The 20381-nt window shown below is 69.5% G+C and carries 19 protein-coding genes; 12 read left to right on the forward strand and 7 right to left on the reverse strand.

The features are described from left to right. The first annotated feature begins 2 nt into the window (after nt 1–2). Both whiG and LR394_RS23130 read left to right on the forward strand, forming a co-directional pair. Nucleotides 3–821: an RNA polymerase sigma factor WhiG gene (whiG, locus tag LR394_RS23125; RefSeq protein WP_231445415.1), complete on the forward strand. Its 819-nt coding sequence runs from the start codon at nt 3–5 to the stop codon at nt 819–821. A gap of 113 nt (nt 822–934) precedes the next feature. Further along, the gene (locus LR394_RS23130; protein ID WP_231445424.1) at nt 935–1483 is read left to right on the forward strand and encodes a M23 family metallopeptidase; all 549 of its coding nucleotides are present in this window, start codon (nt 935–937) and stop codon (nt 1481–1483) included. A 29-nt stretch (nt 1484–1512) separates the two neighbouring features. Here LR394_RS23130 and LR394_RS23135 read toward each other — a convergent pair whose 3' ends face one another. Further along, a complete protein-coding gene (locus tag LR394_RS23135) occupies nt 1513–2712 on the reverse strand; it encodes an aminotransferase class I/II-fold pyridoxal phosphate-dependent enzyme (protein ID WP_231445426.1) in 1200 nt (399 codons plus the stop codon). A 312-nt stretch (nt 2713–3024) separates the two neighbouring features. Between LR394_RS23135 and LR394_RS23140 the strand changes: the two genes are divergently transcribed. The 8 genes from LR394_RS23140 (at nt 3025) to LR394_RS23175 (ending at nt 11749) form a co-directional block, all read left to right on the forward strand. Next, nucleotides 3025–3639 (forward strand): DUF6314 family protein, encoded by a 615-nt coding sequence (locus LR394_RS23140; protein ID WP_231445428.1) that lies wholly within the window; start codon nt 3025–3027, stop codon nt 3637–3639. Nucleotides 3640–4067: 428 nt separating this feature from the next. Continuing rightward, a complete protein-coding gene (rpsB, locus tag LR394_RS23145) occupies nt 4068–4982 on the forward strand; it encodes a 30S ribosomal protein S2 (protein ID WP_231445430.1) in 915 nt (304 codons plus the stop codon). 92 nt (nt 4983–5074) lie between these two features. Further along, the gene (gene tsf / locus LR394_RS23150; RefSeq protein WP_231445443.1) at nt 5075–5902 is read left to right on the forward strand and encodes a translation elongation factor Ts; all 828 of its coding nucleotides are present in this window, start codon (nt 5075–5077) and stop codon (nt 5900–5902) included. Between the two features lie 180 nt (nt 5903–6082). Next, on the forward strand, nt 6083–6814 hold the full coding sequence (gene pyrH / locus LR394_RS23155; RefSeq protein ID WP_231445450.1) for a UMP kinase: 732 nt from the start codon (nt 6083–6085) through the stop codon (nt 6812–6814). A 108-nt stretch (nt 6815–6922) separates the two neighbouring features. Further along, nucleotides 6923–7480 (forward strand): ribosome recycling factor, encoded by a 558-nt coding sequence (frr, locus tag LR394_RS23160; protein WP_231445452.1) that lies wholly within the window; start codon nt 6923–6925, stop codon nt 7478–7480. Beyond that, nucleotides 7477–9801: a phosphatidate cytidylyltransferase gene (locus tag LR394_RS23165; protein WP_231445454.1), complete on the forward strand. Its 2325-nt coding sequence runs from the start codon at nt 7477–7479 to the stop codon at nt 9799–9801. Before frr ends, LR394_RS23165 begins: the two co-directional genes overlap by 4 nt. A 17-nt stretch (nt 9802–9818) precedes the next feature. After that, nucleotides 9819–11012: a 23S rRNA (adenine(2503)-C(2))-methyltransferase RlmN gene (gene rlmN / locus LR394_RS23170; protein WP_231445461.1), complete on the forward strand. Its 1194-nt coding sequence runs from the start codon at nt 9819–9821 to the stop codon at nt 11010–11012. A 179-nt stretch (nt 11013–11191) separates the two neighbouring features. Then, nucleotides 11192–11749 (forward strand): DivIVA domain-containing protein, encoded by a 558-nt coding sequence (locus tag LR394_RS23175; RefSeq protein WP_231445469.1) that lies wholly within the window; start codon nt 11192–11194, stop codon nt 11747–11749. A gap of 64 nt (nt 11750–11813) precedes the next feature. Here the strand turns inward: LR394_RS23175 and LR394_RS23180 are convergent, their stop codons facing one another. The 5 genes from LR394_RS23180 to LR394_RS23200 form a co-directional block, all read right to left on the reverse strand. Beyond that, a complete protein-coding gene (locus LR394_RS23180; protein WP_231445471.1) occupies nt 11814–12449 on the reverse strand; it encodes a nucleoside/nucleotide kinase family protein in 636 nt (211 codons plus the stop codon). Between the two features lie 50 nt (nt 12450–12499). After that, entirely contained in the window at nt 12500–13363 is an 864-nt protein-coding gene (locus LR394_RS23185; protein ID WP_231445473.1) for a sugar phosphate isomerase/epimerase family protein, read from the reverse strand. Between the two features lie 27 nt (nt 13364–13390). Further along, nucleotides 13391–14143, reverse strand: a complete 753-nt coding sequence (locus LR394_RS23190) for an ATP-binding cassette domain-containing protein (protein ID WP_231445475.1) — start codon at nt 14141–14143, stop codon at nt 13391–13393. Next, a complete protein-coding gene (locus tag LR394_RS23195) occupies nt 14140–15123 on the reverse strand; it encodes an ABC transporter permease (RefSeq protein WP_231445483.1) in 984 nt (327 codons plus the stop codon). The genes LR394_RS23190 and LR394_RS23195 overlap by 4 nt, the downstream gene beginning before the upstream one ends. A 139-nt stretch (nt 15124–15262) precedes the next feature. Continuing rightward, a complete protein-coding gene (locus LR394_RS23200) occupies nt 15263–16306 on the reverse strand; it encodes a substrate-binding domain-containing protein (protein WP_231445489.1) in 1044 nt (347 codons plus the stop codon). Nucleotides 16307–16509: 203 nt separating this feature from the next. Here LR394_RS23200 and LR394_RS23205 point away from each other — a divergent pair, with 203 nt between their 5' ends. Next, on the forward strand, nt 16510–17757 hold the full coding sequence (locus LR394_RS23205) for an ROK family transcriptional regulator (protein ID WP_231445491.1): 1248 nt from the start codon (nt 16510–16512) through the stop codon (nt 17755–17757). Between the two features lie 226 nt (nt 17758–17983). Here the strand turns inward: LR394_RS23205 and LR394_RS23210 are convergent, their stop codons facing one another. Next, a complete protein-coding gene (locus tag LR394_RS23210) occupies nt 17984–18382 on the reverse strand; it encodes a TIGR03618 family F420-dependent PPOX class oxidoreductase (protein WP_231445493.1) in 399 nt (132 codons plus the stop codon). 68 nt (nt 18383–18450) lie between these two features. Between LR394_RS23210 and LR394_RS23215 the strand changes: the two genes are divergently transcribed. Further along, entirely contained in the window at nt 18451–20343 is a 1893-nt protein-coding gene (locus tag LR394_RS23215; RefSeq protein ID WP_231445495.1) for a propionyl-CoA synthetase, read from the forward strand. The last annotated feature ends 38 nt before the right edge of the window (nt 20344–20381 follow it).

Raw genomic sequence — 20381 nt, forward strand, 5'->3', positions numbered from 1 at the left:
GGGTGACTGCCAACAGCGACGCCCTCGTCGACACGACCGCGGAGGACGCCGTAGCGGCCAACGAAGCCGCCTTGCGGGCGCTCTGGGAGAAGTTCAAGCTCACGGGTGACCAGACCACCCGTGAGCGGCTGATCCTGCACTACTCACCCCTGGTCAAGTACGTGGCCGGCCGGGTCGGGGTGGGCCTGCCGCCGAACATCGAGCAGGCCGACCTGGTGTCCTACGGGATCTTCGGCCTGATCGACGCGATCGAGAAGTTCGACATCGACCGGGCGATCAAGTTCGAGACGTACGCGATCTCCCGGATCCGCGGCGCGATCATCGACGAGCTGCGCGCGATCGACTGGATCCCGCGTTCGGTCCGCTACAAGGCCCGCGAGGTGGAGCGCGCCTACGCGGCGCTGGAGGGCGAGCTGCACCGCACCCCGACCGAGCCCGAGGTGGCCGAGCGGCTGGGGATGACCCTGGAGGAGCTGCATGCGGTGTTCTCCCAGGTCTCGTACGTGAATGTGGTTGCCCTGGACGAACTGCTCACGGTCGGCGGGGAGAAGGGCGACAAGCTCTCGCTGGTCGACACCCTCGAGGACACCAAGGCCGAGGACCCGGTGCAGGCGTTCGAGAGCGAGGAGACCAAGTTCATGCTCTCGCGTGCGATCAACCAGCTGCCCGAGCGGGAGAAGATCGTCGTCACCCTCTACTACTACGAGGGCCTCACGCTGGCCGAGATCGGCCGGGTGCTGGGTGTGACCGAGTCACGGATCTGCCAGATGCACACCAAGGCCGTGCTGCAGCTGCGCGGGAAGCTCGCCGAGGTCAGCTAGACCTCAGGCGTCGGGCTGCTGCGAGTTGTCCACAGGTAGGCAGGAACGCCGGTTTATCCACAGTTCGCTCGCCGGGCTGTCGCTCGGCCCTGGCCTCCCGGCAGCCTGGAGCAGTGACTTCACTGATCCTGATTCTTGCCGCAGTACTTGGTTTTTCGCCGGGCTTTCCAATTGAGGACGATCGCCCGTCCGCCTCGGTCTCTCAGTGGCGGTGGCCGCTCAGCCCTCGGCCGACGGTCGAGCGGGTCTTCGTCCTCGGGCCGCATCCCTGGTCGCCCGGGCATCGAGGGGTGGATCTGGCCGGGGCCCGGGGGCAACCGGTCGTGGCGCCGGCTGAGGGCACGGTCAGCTTCGCCGGGGTGGTCGCCGGGATGCCGGTGGTCAGCATCGACCACGGTGACGGCCTGGTCAGCAGCTTCGAGCCGGTGCGCACCCGGGTGCACCGTGGGCAGGCGGTCCTGGGCGGTGCGGTGCTGGGGGAGCTGGTCGGCTTCGGGCCAGGTAGTCACTGCCTGCCGGTGGTCTGCCTGCACTGGGGCACCCGGCGGGAGGGGGTCTACATCGATCCGCTGGAACTCGTCGGCGCCGAGCCCGGTCCGGCCGTGTTGCTTCCGCACCGGCCCTTGCCCTGGTTCCGGGCCGGGACAGGTTCGTTCTGGTGACCAGCGTGCTCATAGCCCAAACGTCTGAGCTAGCCGCGGATCCGGGCCAGACGCTCGGCCGCCTCGGCAATCACCTCGGTGCGCTTGCAGCAGGCGAAGCGCACCAGCGAGCTCGGCTGCGACGGATCCTCGGCGAACGCCTGCACCGGCACGGCCACCACCCCGGCCAGTCCGGGCAGGTCGTTGCACAGCGCGGCACCGTCGGTGTAGCCCAGCGGAGCTGCATCGGCGATCACGAAATAGGTTCCGTCGCTGGGGCGTACGTCGAAATCCGCTGCGGCCAGCCCTTCGGTGAGCATCGCGCTGCGCCGGGCCAGGTCACTGCCGATCGCCCGGATCTCCTCGTCCGGCAGAGCCAGGCCCTGGGCCACCGCCGGCTGGAACGGGCTGCCGTTCACGTAGGTCAGGAACTGCTTCACCGCCGTCACCGCGTCGACGATCTCCGGCCGGGCGTGCAGCCAGCCGATCTTCCACCCGGTCACCGAGAACGTCTTGCCGGCCGAGGAGATCGTCACCGTCCGCTCGGCCATGCCCGGCAGCGTCGCGATCGGAACGTGCTGGTTGCGGTCCCCGTCGGTGAAGGCCAGGTGCTCGTACACCTCGTCGGCCACCACGATCAGGTCGCGCTCGCGGGCGATCGCCGCGACCGCCTCCAGCTCGGTCCGCTCCAGCACCCGCCCGGTCGGGTTGTGCGGCGTGTTCAGCAGGATCAGCCGGGTCCGGTCGGTCACCGCCTCGGCCAGAGCCTCGGCCCGCAGCCGGTACTCGGGCCATTCCAGCTTCACCGTGCGCCGCACCGCGCCGGCGATCTCGATCGCGGCCGAGTACGAGTCGTAGATCGGCTCCAGCACCACCACTTCGTCGCCCGGCTCGGTCAGCGCGACGATGCTGGCGGTGAGCGCCTCGGTGGCCCCGGCCGTGACCAGCACCTCGGTGTCCGGGTTCACGTCCAGGCCGTACCAGTGCCCCTGGTGCTCGGCGATCGCCCGGCGCAGCGGCGCGATTCCCTTACCCGGCGGGTACTGGTTCTGCCCACCCCGGATCGCCGACACGGCAGCCTCCAGCACCACCGCCGGCCCGTCCGTGTCCGGAAAACCCTGCCCCAGGTTGATCGCGCCGGTCTGCGTCGCCAGAGCGCTCATCCGGGCGAAGATCGTGGGCGCCGGAACCCCGCTGGAGTCGAGCAGCCCCGCCGCCTTCGCGACCTTGCGCCAAGTGCCGTCCACCATGCCCGAACCCTAGGGCCTGTCCTGTGGATCTTTGCCTACTGCGGGGCACCCGGGACGCCGTCTGGACGCGTCCGGTGTGGCCCCACGCAAAACCATTGCGAGGGGCCCCACCGGCCACGCCCAGCCGACGCCCCGGGCACCTCCTCGCTACGGCCATGATCCACAGGACGGGCCCTAGGCCAGAAGAGGTCCCACCAGACGTTGCGCACCGGCCACCCGCGCCGCAACGCTCTGAACCCCGGAACAGGAGGCTCTGACGGCCTTGGCCGATCTGGATGGACTGCAGCTGTTCCGATGCGATGAGCTGTGCAAGTGACGGTGAACGGGGACCCGGTTCCAGACGGGCTCGCAGACGAAGCGGCGATCAAGGCGGACGTCCGGGCGGTCGAACTTCCGGCCACCGGAGCAGCGGCCACCGCTACAGCTGCCGCCAAGCCAGCGGGTACCGGGCCAGCAGCGGAAACCGCGGGCGGGATCGCCGGGAGGGTGTTCGCCACTCTTCCTGGTCGCTGGGTGCTGAATCGGGTGATCGAGCCCGGTCTGGGCACAGCCACTGGCGTCGCCACGTTCGCCGAGGCCGGCTCGGGGCGCCTGCACTACCGCGAAGACGTGGAGCTGCGCCTGGCCACCGGTCACGTGGGCGATGCCTACCGCGAGTACGAGTACGTGCTCGAACCCGACGGCCGGATCCGGGTCCTGCTCGCCGACGGCGCAACCATGCACCTGCTCTCCTTCGATCTGGAAGGCACCGACCCCGCCGGCCCGGTCTGGAGCGCTGCCGACGTGCACGACTGCCTGGCCGACCAGTACCGCGGCACCTACCGCCTGGACCAGCAAGGCGTGCTGAAGGTGGACATGAAGGTGGACGGCCCGGCCAAGGACTACCGCATCGTCACCGAATATCGCCGCGATCAGCCGCCATCGTGAAGACCGAAGCGGCGCCCCTGGTCTTCACGATCAGCCCGCACCGCCCGCCGGGCGAGCCAGTCACCCGTGCCGCTCAACCTGGCCACCCCCACGTCCGAGCTCTCGCCGTCACCCCAGCCACCCCGTCCCTCATTGACCCGGAATGTCCAGCACCGCCCCGTGGTTATCAGACCGTCGTCATCCCGCACCTGCGAGTGCGGGTAGACTTCACCTGCGGTCGGCGTATGCCGGTCGACTTCGCGTGTCCGCATGCAGTCCGCCTCATCGGCGGCGCGGCGTCTCGCTCGGTCCTGCACCTGACGGCCCCCTGGGCGGCCGGCGGAAGGGTCTCAGGACGTCGCGGACACCAGGCACGGCACCACCCGGTGCCGTGAACCAACCGAGAGAACTGCGCCCACCCCCTGGTGGTGCGCGCCAAGGAGAATGACATGGCCGTCGTCACGATGCGCCAGCTGCTGGGCAGCGGTGTGCACTTCGGGCACCAGACCCGTCGCTGGAACCCGAAGATGAAGCGCTTCATCCTCACCGAGCGCAACGGCATCTACATCATCGACCTGCAGCAGTCGCTGTCGTTCATCGACAACGCCTACGACTTCGTCAAGGAGACGGTCGCCCACGGCGGCAGCATCCTCTTCGTCGGCACCAAGAAGCAGGCGCAGGAGCCGATCGCCGAGCAGGCCACCCGGGTCGGCATGCCCTACGTCAACCAGCGCTGGCTGGGCGGCATGCTCACCAACTTCCAGACCGTCCACAAGCGGCTGCAGCGCCTCAAGGAGCTCGAGGTCATCGACTTCGACGACGTGGCGAAGTCGGGCATGACCAAGAAGGAACTGCTCGTCCTGCGTCGTGAGAAGGACAAGCTCGAGCGCACCCTCGGCGGTATCCGCGACATGGCCCGCGTCCCGAGCGCGGTCTGGATCGTGGACACCAAGAAGGAGCACCTGGCCGTCGACGAGGCCCGCAAGCTGGGCATCCCGGTCGTCGCCATCCTCGACACCAACTGCGACCCGGACGAGGTCGACTACAAGATCCCGGGCAACGACGACGCGATCCGCTCCGTCACGCTGCTCACCCGCGTGGTCGCCGACGCCGTCGCCGAGGGCCTGATGACGCGTCACGGTGGTGGACAGAACACCGCCGCGGCCGCCGAAGCCCCCGCCGCTGCGGCCGAGCCGCTGCCGGAGTGGGAGCGCGAGCTGCTGGCCGGCCAGGCCGAGAGCGCGCCGGTCGTCGAGGGCGCTGCCGCTGAGGGCACCGCCGCCGAGACCTCCGCCCCCGAGGCTGCCGAGGCCCCCGCGGCTGAGGCCACGGAGGCCCCCGCCGCCGAGGCTGCCTCCAACTGATCCGGTGACAAGGGTGCGCCGGGGGATCCCTGGCGCACCCTTTCCCGAAGAAAACCTGACGACCTCCTTCAATACCAACAGGAGTCATGGCAATGGCGAACTACACCGCCGCCGACGTCAAGAAGCTGCGTGACAGCACCGGCGCCGGCATGCTGGACTGCAAGAACGCGCTCGTCGAGAGCGACGGCGACTACGACAAGGCCGTCGAGTACCTGCGCGTCAAGGGCCAGAAGGGCGTGGCCAAGCGGGAGTCCCGCACCACGTCCCAGGGCGCGGTCGCGGCTCACACCGAGGCCGGCGTCGGCGTTCTGATCGAGCTCGACTGCGAGACGGACTTCGTCTCCAAGGGCGAGAAGTTCGCCACCCTGCTGCAGCAGGTCCTGGACCAGGCCGTCGCGGTCAAGGCCGCCGACGTGGACAGCCTGCTCAAGAGCGAGCTGGCCGACGGCCGCACCGTGCAGGGTCTGCTCGACGACGGCAACGCCTCGATCGGCGAGAAGATCGAGCTGCGGGCCGTGGCCCGCCTCGAGGCCCCCGCCGTGGCGTCCTACCTGCACCGCACCAGCCCCGACCTGCCGCCGCAGGTGGGCGTGCTGTTCGGCGCCAGCGGCGAGAGCGACGTGGTGCGCGACATCGCGATGCACATCGCCGCCCTGCCGCCGAAGTTCCTGACCCGCGACCAGGTCCCCGCCGACGTGGTGGAGAACGAGCGCCGCGTGGCCGAGGCGACCGCTCGCGAGGAGGGCAAGCCCGAGGGCGCCCTGCCGAAGATCGTCGAGGGCCGGGTGAGCGGCTTCTTCAAGGAGAACGCGCTCGTCGAGCAGAAGTTCGCCAAGGACCAGGGCAAGACCGTCCAGAAGGTCCTGGACGAGGCCGGCATCACGGCCGTCGGCTTCTACCGCTTCCGGGTGGGCGTCTGAACCGAACCGGCTGCTGATCCACTCAGCCGGTAGTACCACCCGGTGGCGAACCGCGCTCGCGCGCAAGCTTGCCGGTCTTCAGCCGGTGAGAGGCAGACCAGCCTCTCACCGGCTTTTTTCTGCCCCGCGCGCCGGATACGGCAGACTGCCCCCAACACACGAAACAGGAGGTACAGCTGGATGTCAGAGTCCCCGATCGCCGGTGGGTCCTACCGCCGGGTGCTGCTGAAGCTCTCAGGTGAGGTCTTCGGCAACGGCCAGCTCGGTGTCGACCCCGACGTCGTCGCCCAGCTCGCCGCGCAGATCGCCGGCGTGTCCAAGGAGGGCATCCAGATCGCCATCGTCATCGGCGGTGGCAACTTCCTGCGGGGTGCGGAACTGTCGCAGCGCGGCATGGACCGCGGCCGCGCCGACTACATGGGCATGCTCGGCACCGTTCTGAACTGCCTTGCGCTGCAGGACTTCCTGGAGAAGCAGGGGATCGACACCCGGGTCCAGACGGCGATCACGATGGGCCAGGTCGCCGAGCCCTACATCCCGCGCAAGGCGATCCGGCACCTGGAGAAGGGCCGCGTGGTGATCTTCGGCGCCGGGCTCGGCGCGCCGTACTTCTCCACCGACACCGCGGCCGCCCAGCGCGCCCTCGAGATCAAGGCGCACGCGGTCCTGATGAGCAAGAACGGGGTGGACGGGGTGTACAGCGCCGACCCCCGCAAGGACCCCACCGCCCGCAAGCTGGACGAGGTCACCTACACCGACGCGCTGACCCGTCAGCTCAAGGTGGTCGACGCCACCGCCTTCAGCCTCTGCATGGACAACAAGCTGCCCATGGTGGTCTTCGGCATGGAGGGCGAAGGCAACATCGCGGCCGCCGTACGGGGTGAGAGAATCGGAACGCTTGTCACGTCCTGAGCGGCGTAGGACGGGCAGTCCCGGTACTCCCTAGCAAGCTTGACGGCCTTCGCGGCCGCGCACCACGGTTGGTACAGCCTGTAAGCAGGTAGCGATGAAGGAGCGACAGTGATCGACGAGACCCTCCTCGAGGCCGAGGAGAAGATGGACAAGGCGGTCGAGGTCGCCAAGGAAGACTTCGGCGCCATCCGCACCGGCCGGGCGAACCCGGCCATGTTCAACAAGATCGTGGTCGATTACTACGGCGCCCCGACCCCGCTGCAGCAGCTGGCCTCCTTCACCGTGCCCGAGGCCCGGCAGATCCTGATCCAGCCGTACGACGTCAGCGCGATGAACGACATCGAGAAGGCGCTGCGGGCCTCCAACCTGGGGGTCAACCCCAGCAACGACGGCAAGATCATCCGCTGCGTGCTGCCGGTGCTGACCGAGGAGCGCCGCAAGGAGTACATCAAGCTGGCCCGCACCAAGGCCGAGGACGCCCGGATCTCGATCCGCAGCGTGCGCCGCAAGGCCAAGGAGACGCTCGACCGGGCGGTCAAGGACAGTGAGATCGGCGAGGACGAGGGTGCCCGCGCCGAGAAGGAGCTGGAGCAGGCGACCAAGTCCCACGTGGACTCGATCGACGAGCTGCTCCGGCACAAGGAGACCGAGCTCCTCGAGGTATGAGCGTGGCCGGAGGTTCTGGTCCGTCCGACCCCCCGTCCCGCCGGGGACGCCGGGCCGCGCGCGATTCCGCGCCTGGTGCCGGTGATTTCTGGCAGGACGCTCCTGGGCCGGACGCGCCCGGGGAAGACAGCGCCTGGGGGCCCGAGGGCACACCCCGTGGCGGGGAGCAGACCTCCGGTGGTGCGTTCGGCGCGGCGCGACGTCAGCGGCCGGGTCTCGGTGGCGGCCGGTTCGGCCGCGACAACCGGGGCGCCGGTGCGCTGGGGGCGTCCGCGGAGCCTGAGGACGACGGGCAGCGCGGCGAGCGCGGTTTCGGCCGCAATCGCGGCCACGGCCTGCGCAGCAACGGCCCTTCCACGTCGTCGTTCGACCAGGTGCTGAACCGTTCGTCCGGTGAGCCGGGCGAGCCGAAGCAGCCCTGGGGCCGGCAACGGCCGCAGCAGTCACCATCGCCTTCCCCCCGAAGCCAGCAGCAGCCCTGGGACGAGCCGGAACCGCAGCAGGGCGTGCCCCAGCGCGGCAAGTCGCATCCCGGGCTGCCCCAGCGCAACACCCTGTCCGGCGGGATCCCGATCGTGAACCCGTACCGCAACCCGCCCGCCGACGAAGCGCGTTCGGGTGGTTTCGCACGCCCGGGCACGCCGGCCGAGGGCCACCGGGCGCGGGGCTACGAGGGCCAGCGGGGCCACGACGACCAGCGGGGCTACGAGGGCCAGCGGGGTTACGAAGACCAAATGGGAGACGATGGCCGGCGCGGCTTTGCCGCTCGTGGCCGCTCGGACTCCCGTGCGCAGACCCCGCAGGGCGGGTTCGACCGTCACCGTCCGGGTCCGTCGGCGCGCGATGCCCGCCGTGGTCCGCCGACCGGCGAGACCGGCAGCCCCTTCGACCGGGACGAGGATCCGTTCCCCAGCCCCGGCCGCAACAGCACAACGGGCCGCAACAGCACGACCGGCCGTGACGGCACGACCGGCCCCAACGGCATGACCGGCCGCAATGACACGGCCGGCCGGAACAGCGTGAGCGGCCGGACCCGGATGACCGGCCGGGACGACGCAGTGGACGACCCGTTCCCCGACACCGGGCGCAACCGCGCCAGTGGCCGAGGCGCGCGCCGAGGCCCGGAGACCGGTGGGACCGGCCCGTTCGGCCGGGACCGCCACGAGCCGGACCCGTTCCCCGAGAGCGGCGGCCAGCCGTACCCGTCCGCTGATCCGGCCCGTAACCAGTCCGATGAGGACGAGGGCCGCACCCGCCCGGTCCGCCAGCGCCGCCGCGACCCCGATCAGCGCACGCCGGATCACCGCACCCCGCACGCCGGCCAGCGCAGCCACCCGGATCCGCGCGAGCAGGCCCAGACCGAGCGCGGCTACCACCCCGCCTACGACACCCCGGAGTCCGACGACATCGAGGAACACACCCGTCCGGTGCGCCAGCGCCGGGCCGTCGCCGCACTGCGCAACATGGAGCACCCACCCGAACCGGATGCCACCATCGTGGCCGTGGCGGCGAAGGATCACGGCCGGGCCGGGCGCAACCTGCCCGCGGCGATCGGCGTCGGTGCGGCCCTGGCCGGCCTGGCTCTGCTCTCGCTGTTCACCCGACCCGAGGCGTTCGTCGCCCTGACCTCGTTCGTCGTGGTCCTGGCGGTCTGGGAACTGTCCGGCGCACTGGCCGCCAAGCAGATCGTGGTGCCGGTCATCCCGGTGGCCGTGGGCTCGCTCGGCATGCTGGTGTCCGCCTACGTGGCCGGACCCGAGGGTCTGCTGGCCAGCTACATGCTCACCGGGTTCGGCATCCTGCTGTGGCGGATCGTGGAGGGCCTGGACGGGGCCCTGCGGGACGTCACCTCGGGCCTGTTCGTGGCCGCCTACGTGCCGCTGCTGGCCGGTTTCGCGATCCTGATGCTGGCCGCCGACCAGGGCCCCAAGCAGGTGGTCACCTTCCTGGTGGTCACCGCGGCCAGCGACATCGGCGGTTACATCGCCGGGGTGCTCTTCGGCAAACATCCGATGGCGCCCAAGGTCAGCCCCAAGAAGTCCTGGGAGGGCTTCGCCGGATCGCTGCTGACCTGCCTGATCGCGGGCACCGCGTGCGTGGTGTTCCTGCTCGATGGCGCGCCCTGGGTGGGCCTGGCGATCGGCGTCGCGGCGGTGCTCACCGCCACCATGGGCGATCTGTCCGAGTCGCTGCTCAAGCGCGACCTCGGTATCAAGGACATGGGCAACCTGCTGCCCGGTCACGGCGGAATCATGGACCGGATGGACTCGTTGCTCCCGACGGCCCCCGTGGTCTACCTCCTCCTGCACTTCTTGCTCTGATCCCGAAGAAAGCAAAGATGAGCCCCGAACCCCTTCCCGAGCCGAAGCCGACCGCTCCCGAGCCGGGCAAGCTGCTGATGATCGCCCCGCGCCGGGGCAAGCCGCCCAAGCACCTGGCCGACCTGACGCTCGCCGAGCGGATGGAGGCGGTCAAGGAACTGGGCGAGAAGGGGTTCCGGGGCCGCCAGCTGTCGGTGCACTACTTCGAGCGGCTGGCCGAACTGGTGCCCGACGAGCTCACCGACCTGCCCGCCGCCTCCCGGCAGCGCCTGCTCGATGCACTCGCACCGCAGCTCATCTCCCCGGTGCGCGAGCTGGTCTGCGACGACGGCGCCACGATCAAGACGGTCTGGCGGCTGTTCGACGGCGCCCTGGTCGAGAGCGTGCTGATGCGCTACCCGGACCGGGCCACGGTCTGCATCTCCAGCCAGGCCGGCTGCGGGATGAACTGCCCGTTCTGCGCCACCGGCCAGGCCGGGCTGACCCGCAACCTGTCCACCGCGGAGATCGTCGAGCAGGTCCGTACCGCCGCCCGGATGATGCGTACCGCCGCCCCGCTGAAGCAGCACTCCCAGGAGGGCGCACCCCTGGGCGACGACACCGAGACCCAGCCCACCCGGGTCAGCAACGTGGTCTTCATGGGCATGGGCGAGGCCCTGGCCAACTACAAGGCCGCGGTCGGGGCGATCCGCCGGCTCACCGATCCGGCCCCCGAAGGTCTGGGCATGTCCGCGCGGGGCATCACGATGTCCACCGTCGGCCTGGTCCCCGCCATCGACAAGCTGGCCGGGGAGGGCATTCCGGTCACCCTGGCGCTCAGCCTGCACGCCCCGGACGACGAACTACGTAACGAACTGGTGCCGATCAACACCCGCTGGAAGGTGGGGGAGACGCTCGACGCCGCGCGCCGCTACTTCGACGCCACCGGCCGCCGGGTCAGCATCGAGTACGCGCTGATCAAGGACATCAACGACCACGAGTGGCGCGGCGATCTGCTGGGCCGGGAGCTGAACCGCCGGGGTAAGGGCTGGGTGCACGTCAACCCGATCCCGCTGAACCCCACGCCGGGCTCGAAGTGGACGGCCAGCACGATGCGGGCCCAGAACGCGTTCGTGAATGCGCTCCGGGAACGCGGGGTGCCGACCACCGTTCGCGACACCCGGGGTAAGGAGATCGACGGGGCCTGCGGTCAGCTCGCCGCCACCGTGTGACCTTTTACCGGAAGGCAAACGGCCTGATCTTTTACCGGGGTAAATGTCTCGGCCGAAGTGGGCACAGTCGCCGCTCTGAGTAACAGAGGCATCACGACTGGTTCGCAGCCGCAAATTTCACGTGTCCTCGTGGGCGACGAGGTCACACGGACCCGGTTGTCGGGTGCAGAATGGCTGCTGTGAGCGAGACCTTTCCGCGGGCAGGCCGCATGTCCAAGGGCTACGACGTCGACCAGGTCGAGTCGTTCCTCGGCCGGGCCCGGGCCGCGTACGAGGAGAACGGGCGTGGGCCCGCGATGACGTCGTGGCACGTCCGCACGGTCGGTTTCGACCTGGTGCGCGGCGGGTACGACGTGGACGCGGTGGACGCTGCGCTGGACCGGATCGAGGATGCCTTCGCCCGCCGCGAGAAGCAGCGCGGTGAAGAGCGCAGCGGCAGCCAGGCCTGGCAGACCCAGCTGCGCACGCAGGAGCAGTCGCTGCGGGCCCAGCTCGGCCGGGCCGACGGCGAGCGGTTCCCGCGCGGCAGCGGGATGGAGCTCACCTACGACATCGACGCGGTGGACGACCTGTGCATCCGCATCGAGGAGTCGTTCGCGGTCGGGCAGCCGCTGCCGCCCGACGCGGTGCGCCTGGCGGTGTTCAAGAGCCGGCGGGGTTCCCGGGGGTATCGCGAGGCCTCGGTCGACGCGTTCCTGGACCGCGTGGTGGAGCTTTTGGTCGTCCAGACCGTCTGAACCAACAACGTAAGGACGGGGTGCGCACCCAGGTGCGCACCCCGTCCTTAGTTTTTGAAGGGTTTCAGTCCATCTCCACCACGAGATCGGCCCGGTGGCTGGAGGCCTCGATCAGGGCGGCGTTGGGCTGATCCGTCTGCTCGATCCACTGCGCGGCGAACTCCGGGGTCTTGCCGAACCGCACGTGCCGGGCCAGCAGCCGCTCCAGCCGCAGGTCCTCGGGGGTACGGCAGAACCACACCTCGTCGAGCTGTTCCTTGGCCTTGTCCCAGTCGCCGCCGAGGAGCAGGTAGTTCCCCTCCGTGACCACCACGCGGGCTCCCGGCGCCACCGGGATCGCCCCGGCGATCGGCTGCTCGATGGTCCGCTCGAACCCCGGCGCGTACACCACACCGCCGGAGTCCCGCAGCCGCTGCAGCAGCGCCGCGTACCCGAGGGCGTCGAAGGTCTCCGGTGCTCCCTTGCGATCCCGCAGCCCGAGCCGGTCCAGACTCACGTCGGCCAGGTGGAAGCCGTCCATCGGCACGTGCGCCACCTGCTCGGCGCCGATCCGGTCGGCCAGCACCAAAGTCAGCTTCTCGGCCAGGGTGCTCTTGCCGGCCCCGGGTACCCCGGCGATGCCGACGATGACCCGATCGCCCATCCTCCCCGCGGCCAGCTTGAGTACCCGGGCGGCCAGTTCGTCCAGCGTCGGTCGCACCAAGGCATCATGCCCTGCCGTGGTGTGCTGGGCGGGCACGGGCACGCCGTTCACGGGTGCCGCGCTGCGGCGAGTCCGTTGCTCAGGTAGGACTGCGCGTGCTTGGCCAGGTCCATGCCGTCGGACCACAGGTTGCGCCAGATTGCCAGGTCGTTCGACAGACCGGGGGCGACCACGGCCGAGGAGAACGACTCGAAGGTGATCGGGCCGGTGTAGTCGATGTCGGCCAGGGCGTGGAAGAACCCGGTGAAGTCGATGTGCCCGCTGCCCAGGTAACCCCGGTGGTTCTCGCCGATGTGCACGTAGCCCAGCCGGTCGCCGACCTCGAGCACCGGGCGGACCATGTCGGTCTCCTCGATGTTCATGTGGTACGTGTCCAGGTGGATCTTCACGTTGTCGGCGCCGATGTCGTCAGCCAGCAGCAGCGCGTCGTGCGCGGTGTTGATGACGTTGGTCTCGTACCGGTTGCAGATCTCCAGCATCAGCGTGACGTCGTCCTTGGCCGCCTGGGCGGCGAGATCGCGCAGCACGCCGACCACGTTCGACCGGCCCCGGTCCGACAGCGGCTGCGAAGCCTTGCCGAACGCGCTGTACAGCGCCCCGGCGAACATCTTGCCGCCCAGTCCGGCGGTGATCTCCAGGGAGGAGCTCAGCAGCTGCGCGCCGCGGGCAACCACGGCCGGGTCCTCACTGGAGACGTCGGCGTCCGGGGCGAGCCCCCGGGAGCAGGCCACCTGCAGGCCGGCCTTCTCCAGCTCGGCGCGGGCGTGCGCGACGTCCATGTCCAGGCCGTCGTGCAGGGAGAACTCGAGGAGGTCGTAGCCGGCTTCCTTGGTGCTGCGGACCGCCAGCTCGACCTCTTCGCGGGAGGTGCTGCCGGCCCAGACCAGTGCGTGAACGCCCAACGGGTTCATGATGGTTTTCCTTAGGTCTCAGAGGGTTCAGGACTGCTTGGCGCCGGTGATCAGCGCGACGATCTCCTCGCCAGTGGTCTCCGCGGTGCGCCGGCCGGCCACGCAGCGGCCCGAGCGCATCACCCAGACCTGGTCGGAAAGCCGCATCACCTGGGCGAAGTTGTGGCTGATCAGGAGCACGGCGTGGCCGTCCTCGCGAAGCTTGAGGATCAGCTGCTCCACCCGCTCGGTCTCCTGGACCCCCAGCGCGGCGGTGGGCTCGTCCATGATCACCAGCTTGGAGCTGAAACCGGCGGCCCGGCAGATCGAGACCGCCTGGCGCTGGCCTCCGGAAAGGCGCCGCACCGTGGAGGTCACGTTCGGCACGTTCACCGCCAGGGTCGAGACCATGCGCTGGGCCTCGCGCTTCATCGCCTTGCGGTCGAGCAGGCCGAGCGGGTTGGTGAGCTCGCGGTTCAGGAACAGGTTCTGCCAGACCGTGAGGTCCTCGACCAGCGCCAGGTTCTGGTGCACGGTCTCGATCCCAGCCTTGCGGGCGTCCTCCGGGCTGGAGAACTTCGTCTCCTCGCCGTCGAACACGATCCGGCCGCTGTCCGGCCGGTGGATGCCCGAAAGGCAGCGCACCAGCGTGGATTTGCCGGCGCCGTTGTCCCCGACGAGCGCGGTGATCTCGCCCGGGCGCAGGGTCAGGGAGACGTCGCGCAGGGCGCGCACGCTGCCGAAGGAGAGGCTGATGTCCTCGACCGAGACGAGGGCCTGGGTGGTGGTTGCAGCAGTCACTTCTGGAACCTCATCAACAGAGCGGCGAGCACCACGACGATGCCGACCGACAGCGGCTGGTAGAACTGCGAGACGCCGACCAGGGTCAGGCCGTTGACCAGGACGGTCAGCACCAGGGCGCCGAGGACCGGGCCGATGATGGTGGCGCGGCCGCCGAGCAGGCTGACCCCGCCGAGCACGACGGCGGCGACGGTGTTCAGAGTCATCGTGGTGTCGGCGGCGGGGGAGGAGGCGCCGATCCGGGCCACCAGCAGGATCCCGCACAGGCCGGCCAGGGTACCGGAGATGGTGTAGACGGCGATCTTGATCCGGGCGGTGCTGATCCCGGTGGCGGTCGCGGCCTCGGCGGAGCCGCCGGCGGCCAGCACGTGGGTGCCGAATCGGGTGTTGAACAGCAGCACGTGGGTGAGCGCGGCCAGCACCAGGGCGAGCAGGAAGGTCCAGCCGAAGATGCCGATGCCCTGGGTGGACAGCTTGAGCAGGAACGGGCTGATCACGGTGGTGGGCTTGCCGTCGGAGAGGATCAGCGCGAGGCCGGAGGCGGCGCTGAGCGAGCCCAGGGTGACCACGAAGTCGGGGATCTTGCCCTTGGCGATGATGAAACCGTTCAGCGCGCCGGCCAGCAGACCGGTGGCCACCGCGGCGGCCATGCACAGCGGCAGTGCCCAGCCCTCGGTGAAGCTCCAGCCGAAAACCACTGCGGCGAAGGTCATCACGGAGGCCACCGAGAGGTCGATGCCGCCGGTGGCGATGGTGTAGGTCTGCCCGATCGACAGGATGATCAGGATGGCGGCGGCGACCAGGATCGACTGGACGTTGCCGGAGCTGAGGAAGGTCGAGTTCAGCGACTGGAACACGATGGTCAGGCCGATCAGGCCGACGAGGGCGGCCCAGTCGGCCCAGAAGGCGGGGTCTCGCAGTCGCTGGCTACGGGCCTGGGCCGGGGATGCCGGGGGCGCGTCGAGGGTGGTCGCTGACATCGAAAAACCTTTCGAGCCTTATGCTTTCGAAAAGAATGGGGGACGTTTGCGCGCGGTTCGGGCGCGCTGGCTCGCCGGAGGGCGGGGACGGCTCTGCGAAGGGGTAAGCCGTCCCCGCGTTCCGGATGCGGCGGGGGACCTACTTGAGCAGGTCGGCGATCGGGTCTTCGTACTCGCCGAACGGCTTCGGGGTGGCGGCCAGGGCCTTGTCCGCGACGTCGGCGGTGACCAGCTCGACCGGGGCGTTGACCGTGGCCGGCAGGGTGGCGCCCTTGGCCGCGGCGGCGCACGCCTCGATGCCCATTTCACCGATGGTGTAGGGGTACTGGGCCACGGTGGCGGTCAGGCCACCGTCCTTGACCGAGGTCAGTGCCTCTTCGACGCCGTCGGTGCCGATCACCTTGACGTCGCCGGTCTTCTTGGCGTCCTCCACGGCCCGGACCACGCCCAGGGCCATGTCGTCGTTGGCGACGTAGAAGCCCTTCAGGTCGGGGTGCGCGCGCAGCACGGTGGTGGCCTGGGTCAGCGCCTTCTCGCGGTTCCAGTCGGCGGCGACCTCCTGCACGACCTTCACGTCGGCGCTGAGGCCGGACTTGAAGCCCTCGACCCGCTTGCCGCTGGTCACGTCGCCGGCGGTGCCGCCGATCACGGCCACCTCGCCCGAGGTGATCTGCTTGACCATCTCGGCGCCGGCCAGCTTGCCGGCCTCGACGTTGTCGGTGCCGATGTAGGTGGCGGGGGTGGCGCCGGCGGCCTTGGCGGCCTCTTCCTCGACCGGGGAGTCGATGTTGACGATCGTCTTGTCCTTGGCCGCCAGCTGCGCCAGGCCCTGCACCAGGTTGGTCCCGGTGATCGGGTTGACGATGTAGCAGCTGAAGTCCTGCCCGGCGAGGGCGGTGAGCTTGTCGGCCTGGCCGGTGGTGTCGGTGATCGAGTTCGCGGCCTGGATGGTGGTGTCCAGGCCCTGCGTGTCGGCGCCGGCCTCGATGCCGTCCTCCATGGTCTGGAAGAACGGGTTGTCGAGGCCCTTGATCACGGCGGCGACCTTGGCCGACTCGGCGGAACCGCCGGAGCCGGCGTCGCCGGAGGACGAGGAGTCACCGCAGGCTGCCAGGGCAGCGGCGGCGAAGGTCATGGTCACGCCGAGCGTGGCGATGCGTCGGATCGAGGTGCTGGCTCCCACGTTGGAGCCTCCTTTGCGAACGGGTACGGCTTCGTACCGCCAACTGACTGGTCGATTACACGCCCACTTGCGTCGGCTGTCAATCATTTAGAGCGAGCCTTTTGTAAACCGACTAGGCAGAACTAGGATGGTCCGGTGTTCGATACCCACGAGTTCAGCGTTGACTCGTCGGCGTGCTGCCCAGTCCCCACGGAGATGTTGCGATGAGTGCCGCCCCCCAGGTCCCCACCGCGTCCCAACTGCACCCGGACGGCGCAGGTACTGCTGCGTCCGGGAGCGTGAACAGCGGTGTGGGCGAAGTGCTGGCTTTGTTCCGCAGCGGTCGTGCGCTCACCCGGTCCGAGGTGATGACCAGCACCGGGCTCTCCCGCACCACGGTGAACCAGCGGCTGGACCAGCTCCTTCAGGCCCGGCTGATCGCCCCGGCGGGGGAGGACAGCCCCACCCGCGGCCGGCCGGCCACCCGCTTCGCCTTCAACGCCGGGCGCGGGGTGCTGCTGGTGGCCGATCTCGGCGCCACCGGGATGCGGGCAGCGGTCTGCGACCTGAACGGGGTCATTGCTTCGGAGCGGCAGCAGCGGATCGACATCACGACCGGCCCGGACGCCATCCTGACCCTGGTCGAGCAGGAGTTCACCGCGCTGCTGGCCGAGACCGGCAACTCTGCGCTGGAGGTGCACGGCATCGGTCTGTCGGTACCCGGCCCGGTGGACTTCGCCCGCGGCGCCGTGGTGAACCCGCCGATCATGACCGGCTGGGACGGCTACGACATCCGGGGCCGGTTCGCCGCGGTCTACGACTGCCCGGTGCAGGTGGAGAAGGACGTCAACGCGATGGCGTTCGGCGAGTACCGGCGAAACTACGCCACGGTCAGCCATCTGCTGATGCTGAAGCTGGGCACCGGTATCGGGGCCGGCGTGGTGATGGGCGGGCAGATCTACCGCGGGGCCGACGGTGCGGCCGGGGACATCGGGCACTCCCAGCTCAGCCAGCCGGACGATGAGGACCAGCCGCTGTGCCGGTGCGGAAACATCGGCTGCGTCGAGGCTTACGTCGGCGGCTGGGCCCTGATGCGCGACCTGCAGGCGGCTGGCCGAGACGTGTCCAGCGTGGATGCGGCGATCGAGTTGGCCTTGTCCGGAGATCCGGTTGCCGTGCAGATCACCCGTCGGGCCGGTCGCGTCCTAGGCGCGGCGATTGCCGGGGCGGTCAGCCTTTTCAACCCCCGGGTGATCGTGATCGGGGGTCAACTGGCCCGCGTGGAGGGGCAACTTTTCGCCGGCATCCGCGAAATGGTCTACCGCCGCTCACTGCCCCTGGCCACCACACGTCTGCAGATCGTGCGCAGCTCGCTGGACAACAACGCCGGCCCGATCGGCCTGGCCCTGTCCGTGGCCGACGCCATCTTCGCCCCCGACGCCGTCGAACGCCTCATCATCGACGCCGCCTGACTACCGACGCCGCCTGACTACCGACGCCGCCTGACTACCGGCGCTGCCTGATCGCCGGCACTGCCTGATCACCCTGCTCGCGGCCATGCCCCACGAGCCGGCCAACTGCGACCTAGGCCCGCCAGCTGCGACCCAAGCCCGCTGACTCGAGCGGACAGGTTGGACCAGGGCGGGGCAACCCCGGCGCAACCTTTGCCGCAGCATCATGCGGCTATGACATTGCGGATCAGGGGGTGGGCACGTGACCGAGGACCCGGTCGACCTTGATCGTCACCACGACCCGGGCCGGGTTCTCGCGCGGGGGCTTGTAGCGCTCGGTGTACCGCCGCTCCGCTTCCTGGACGTCGGAAGCGTCCGTAAGCACCGAGGCCTTCCCCTCCAGAGTGAGCCAGTAGCGTCCGTCCACCACCGCTACTGCCGCTCGGCCACCCCGTGCGGCATTGCGCGCCTTCACGCTGGTTCCGGAGCAGATCACCCGCACCAGCTGCGCCTCGGCGTCCCAGGTGAACCCCACCGGAGTGACGTGCGGACTGCCGTCGGCGCGCAGCGTGGTCAGGGTGGCGAGATGCCGCTCGGTCAGCAGGGGGAGCGCACCGTCGGGCAGGCAGGCGGGGTCGAGGGACACCGTGTCAGGGTGTCACGGATGATGGGCACCGGATCCGCCAGGGTCAGGAATCACGATCGGGAGAACTCATGAGCAGCGGACAGGGTGGCTACGCGGACGCGTACCGGAGGAGCCTGGAGGACCCGGCGGCGTTCTGGGCCGACGCGGCCAAAGGCGTGTCCTGGATCAGGAAGCCGAAGCAGATCCTGGACGAGAGCAACCCTCCGATCTACCGCTGGTACCCCGGCGCCCGGCTCAACGTCTGCTACAACGCGCTGGACCGGCACATCATCGAAGGCCGCGCCGACCAGGACGCGCTGATCTACGACTCCCCGGTCACGGGGACCAAGCGCCGCTACACCTACGCCGAACTGCTCGACCTCACCGCCCGGTTCGCCGGCGGGCTGGAGGCGCTCGGCGTGACCAAGGGCGACACCGTGCTGATCTACATGCCGATGGTCCCCGAAGCGGTGATCGCCATGCTGGCCTGCGCCCGGATCGGCGCCGTGCACTCGGTGGTGTTCGGCGGCTTCGCCCCGGCCGAGCTGGCGGTGCGGATCGATGACGCCCGGCCCAAGGTGATCGTCTCGGCCTCGTGCGGGGTCGAGCCCACCCGGGTGGTGGAGTACAAGCCCCTGCTGGACGAGGCCCTACGGCGGGCCGAGCACCAGCCCGAGACCAACGTGATCCTGCAGCGCCAGCAGGCACAGGCCGAAATGGGCCCGAAAGACGTTGAGTGGCGCACTCTGATGACGCCGAACGCCGTACCCCCGGCCGGTTGCGTCACCGTGGAGGCCACCGACCCTCTGTACATCCTCTACACGTCCGGAACCACCGGGCGTCCCAAGGGAATCGTCAGGGACAGCGGGGGCTATGCCGTCGCGCTGACGTGGTCGATGAAGGCGATCTACGGAGTCGGGCCGGGCGACGTCATGTTCACAGCCAGCGACGTCGGCTGGGTCGTCGGCCACTCGTACATCGTCTACGGTCCGCTGCTCGCCGGCGCCACCACTGTCCTCTATGAAGGTAAGCCGGTGGGAACCCCTGACGCGGGCGCGTTCTGGCGCGTGGTCGAGGAGTACGGGGTCAACGCCGTCTTCACCGCGCCAACCGCCTTCCGGGCGATCCGCCGGGCCGACCCTAACGCCGAACTGCTCGCAGGGAAGAACATCCAGAGCCTGAAAACGCTCTTCCTGGCCGGAGAACGGCTGGACCCCGACACCTACGCCTGGGCTACGGAAAAGCTCGGGGTACCGGTGGTGGACAACTGGTGGCAGACCGAAACAGGGTGGCCGATCTGCGCCAACCCCCGCGGTCTGGACGACCTGCCGCTCAAGCCCGGCTCCCCGTCCGTACCGATCCCTGGGTACGACGTGCAGGTGCTGGGCCCCGACGGCCAAGCCCTGGAAGCCGGTCAAGAGGGCGCGATCTGCATCCGGCTACCCATGCCCCCAGGCACTTTGGCGACCCTTTGGCAGGATGACGACCGCTACGTCTCCAGTTATCTGTCGGCTTTCGAGGGCTGGTACCTCTCCGGAGACGGCGGCTACAAGGACGAGGACGGGTACGTCTTCGTGATGGGCCGCACCGACGACGTGATCAACGTGGCCGGCCACCGGCTCTCCACCGGCTCGATGGAAGCGGTTCTGGCGGCTCATCCGGCCGTGGCCGAGTGCGCGGTGATCGGTGTGCACGACGCGCTGAAGGGCCAGCAGCCAAGGGGATTCGTGGTGCTCAAGTCCGGCGTAGACACCCCGCCCGCGCAACTTCAGGACGAACTGGTCGAGCTGGTGCGGGCGGAGATCGGCGCGGTGGCCTCGCTGCGCCGGATCGACGTGGTGAACGCCCTGCCCAAGACCCGCTCGGGCAAGATCCTGCGCAAGACCATGCGGCAGATCGCGGACGGCGCCGAGGTGATGGTTCCGAGCACGATCGAGGACGCGTCGGTGCTGGAAGCGCTGTCACCGATCCTCAAGTGGTAGAACGCCTTTAGGGCGCAACCCCGGTGAGGAGGTTGCGC

It is taken from the genome of Kineosporia babensis, from assembly GCF_021129305.1.
GTDB lineage: Bacteria > Actinomycetota > Actinomycetes > Actinomycetales > Kineosporiaceae > Kineosporia > Kineosporia babensis.

Excerpts from the sequence above, each read along its gene's own strand:
- LR394_RS23135 (WP_231445426.1), bottom strand. The coding sequence starts at position 2,712 with ATGGTGGACGGCACTTGGCGCAAGGTCGCGAAGGCGGCGGGGCTGCTC.
- rpsB (WP_231445430.1), top strand. The coding sequence starts at position 4,068 with ATGGCCGTCGTCACGATGCGCCAGCTGCTGGGCAGCGGTGTGCACTTC.
- tsf (WP_231445443.1), top strand. The coding sequence starts at position 5,075 with ATGGCGAACTACACCGCCGCCGACGTCAAGAAGCTGCGTGACAGCACC.
- pyrH (WP_231445450.1), top strand. The coding sequence starts at position 6,083 with ATGTCAGAGTCCCCGATCGCCGGTGGGTCCTACCGCCGGGTGCTGCTG.
- LR394_RS23165 (WP_231445454.1), top strand. The coding sequence starts at position 7,477 with ATGAGCGTGGCCGGAGGTTCTGGTCCGTCCGACCCCCCGTCCCGCCGG.
- rlmN (WP_231445461.1), top strand. The coding sequence starts at position 9,819 with ATGAGCCCCGAACCCCTTCCCGAGCCGAAGCCGACCGCTCCCGAGCCG.
- LR394_RS23185 (WP_231445473.1), bottom strand. The coding sequence starts at position 13,363 with ATGAACCCGTTGGGCGTTCACGCACTGGTCTGGGCCGGCAGCACCTCC.
- LR394_RS23195 (WP_231445483.1), bottom strand. The coding sequence starts at position 15,123 with ATGTCAGCGACCACCCTCGACGCGCCCCCGGCATCCCCGGCCCAGGCC.
- LR394_RS23205 (WP_231445491.1), top strand. The coding sequence starts at position 16,510 with ATGAGTGCCGCCCCCCAGGTCCCCACCGCGTCCCAACTGCACCCGGAC.
- LR394_RS23215 (WP_231445495.1), top strand. The coding sequence starts at position 18,451 with ATGAGCAGCGGACAGGGTGGCTACGCGGACGCGTACCGGAGGAGCCTG.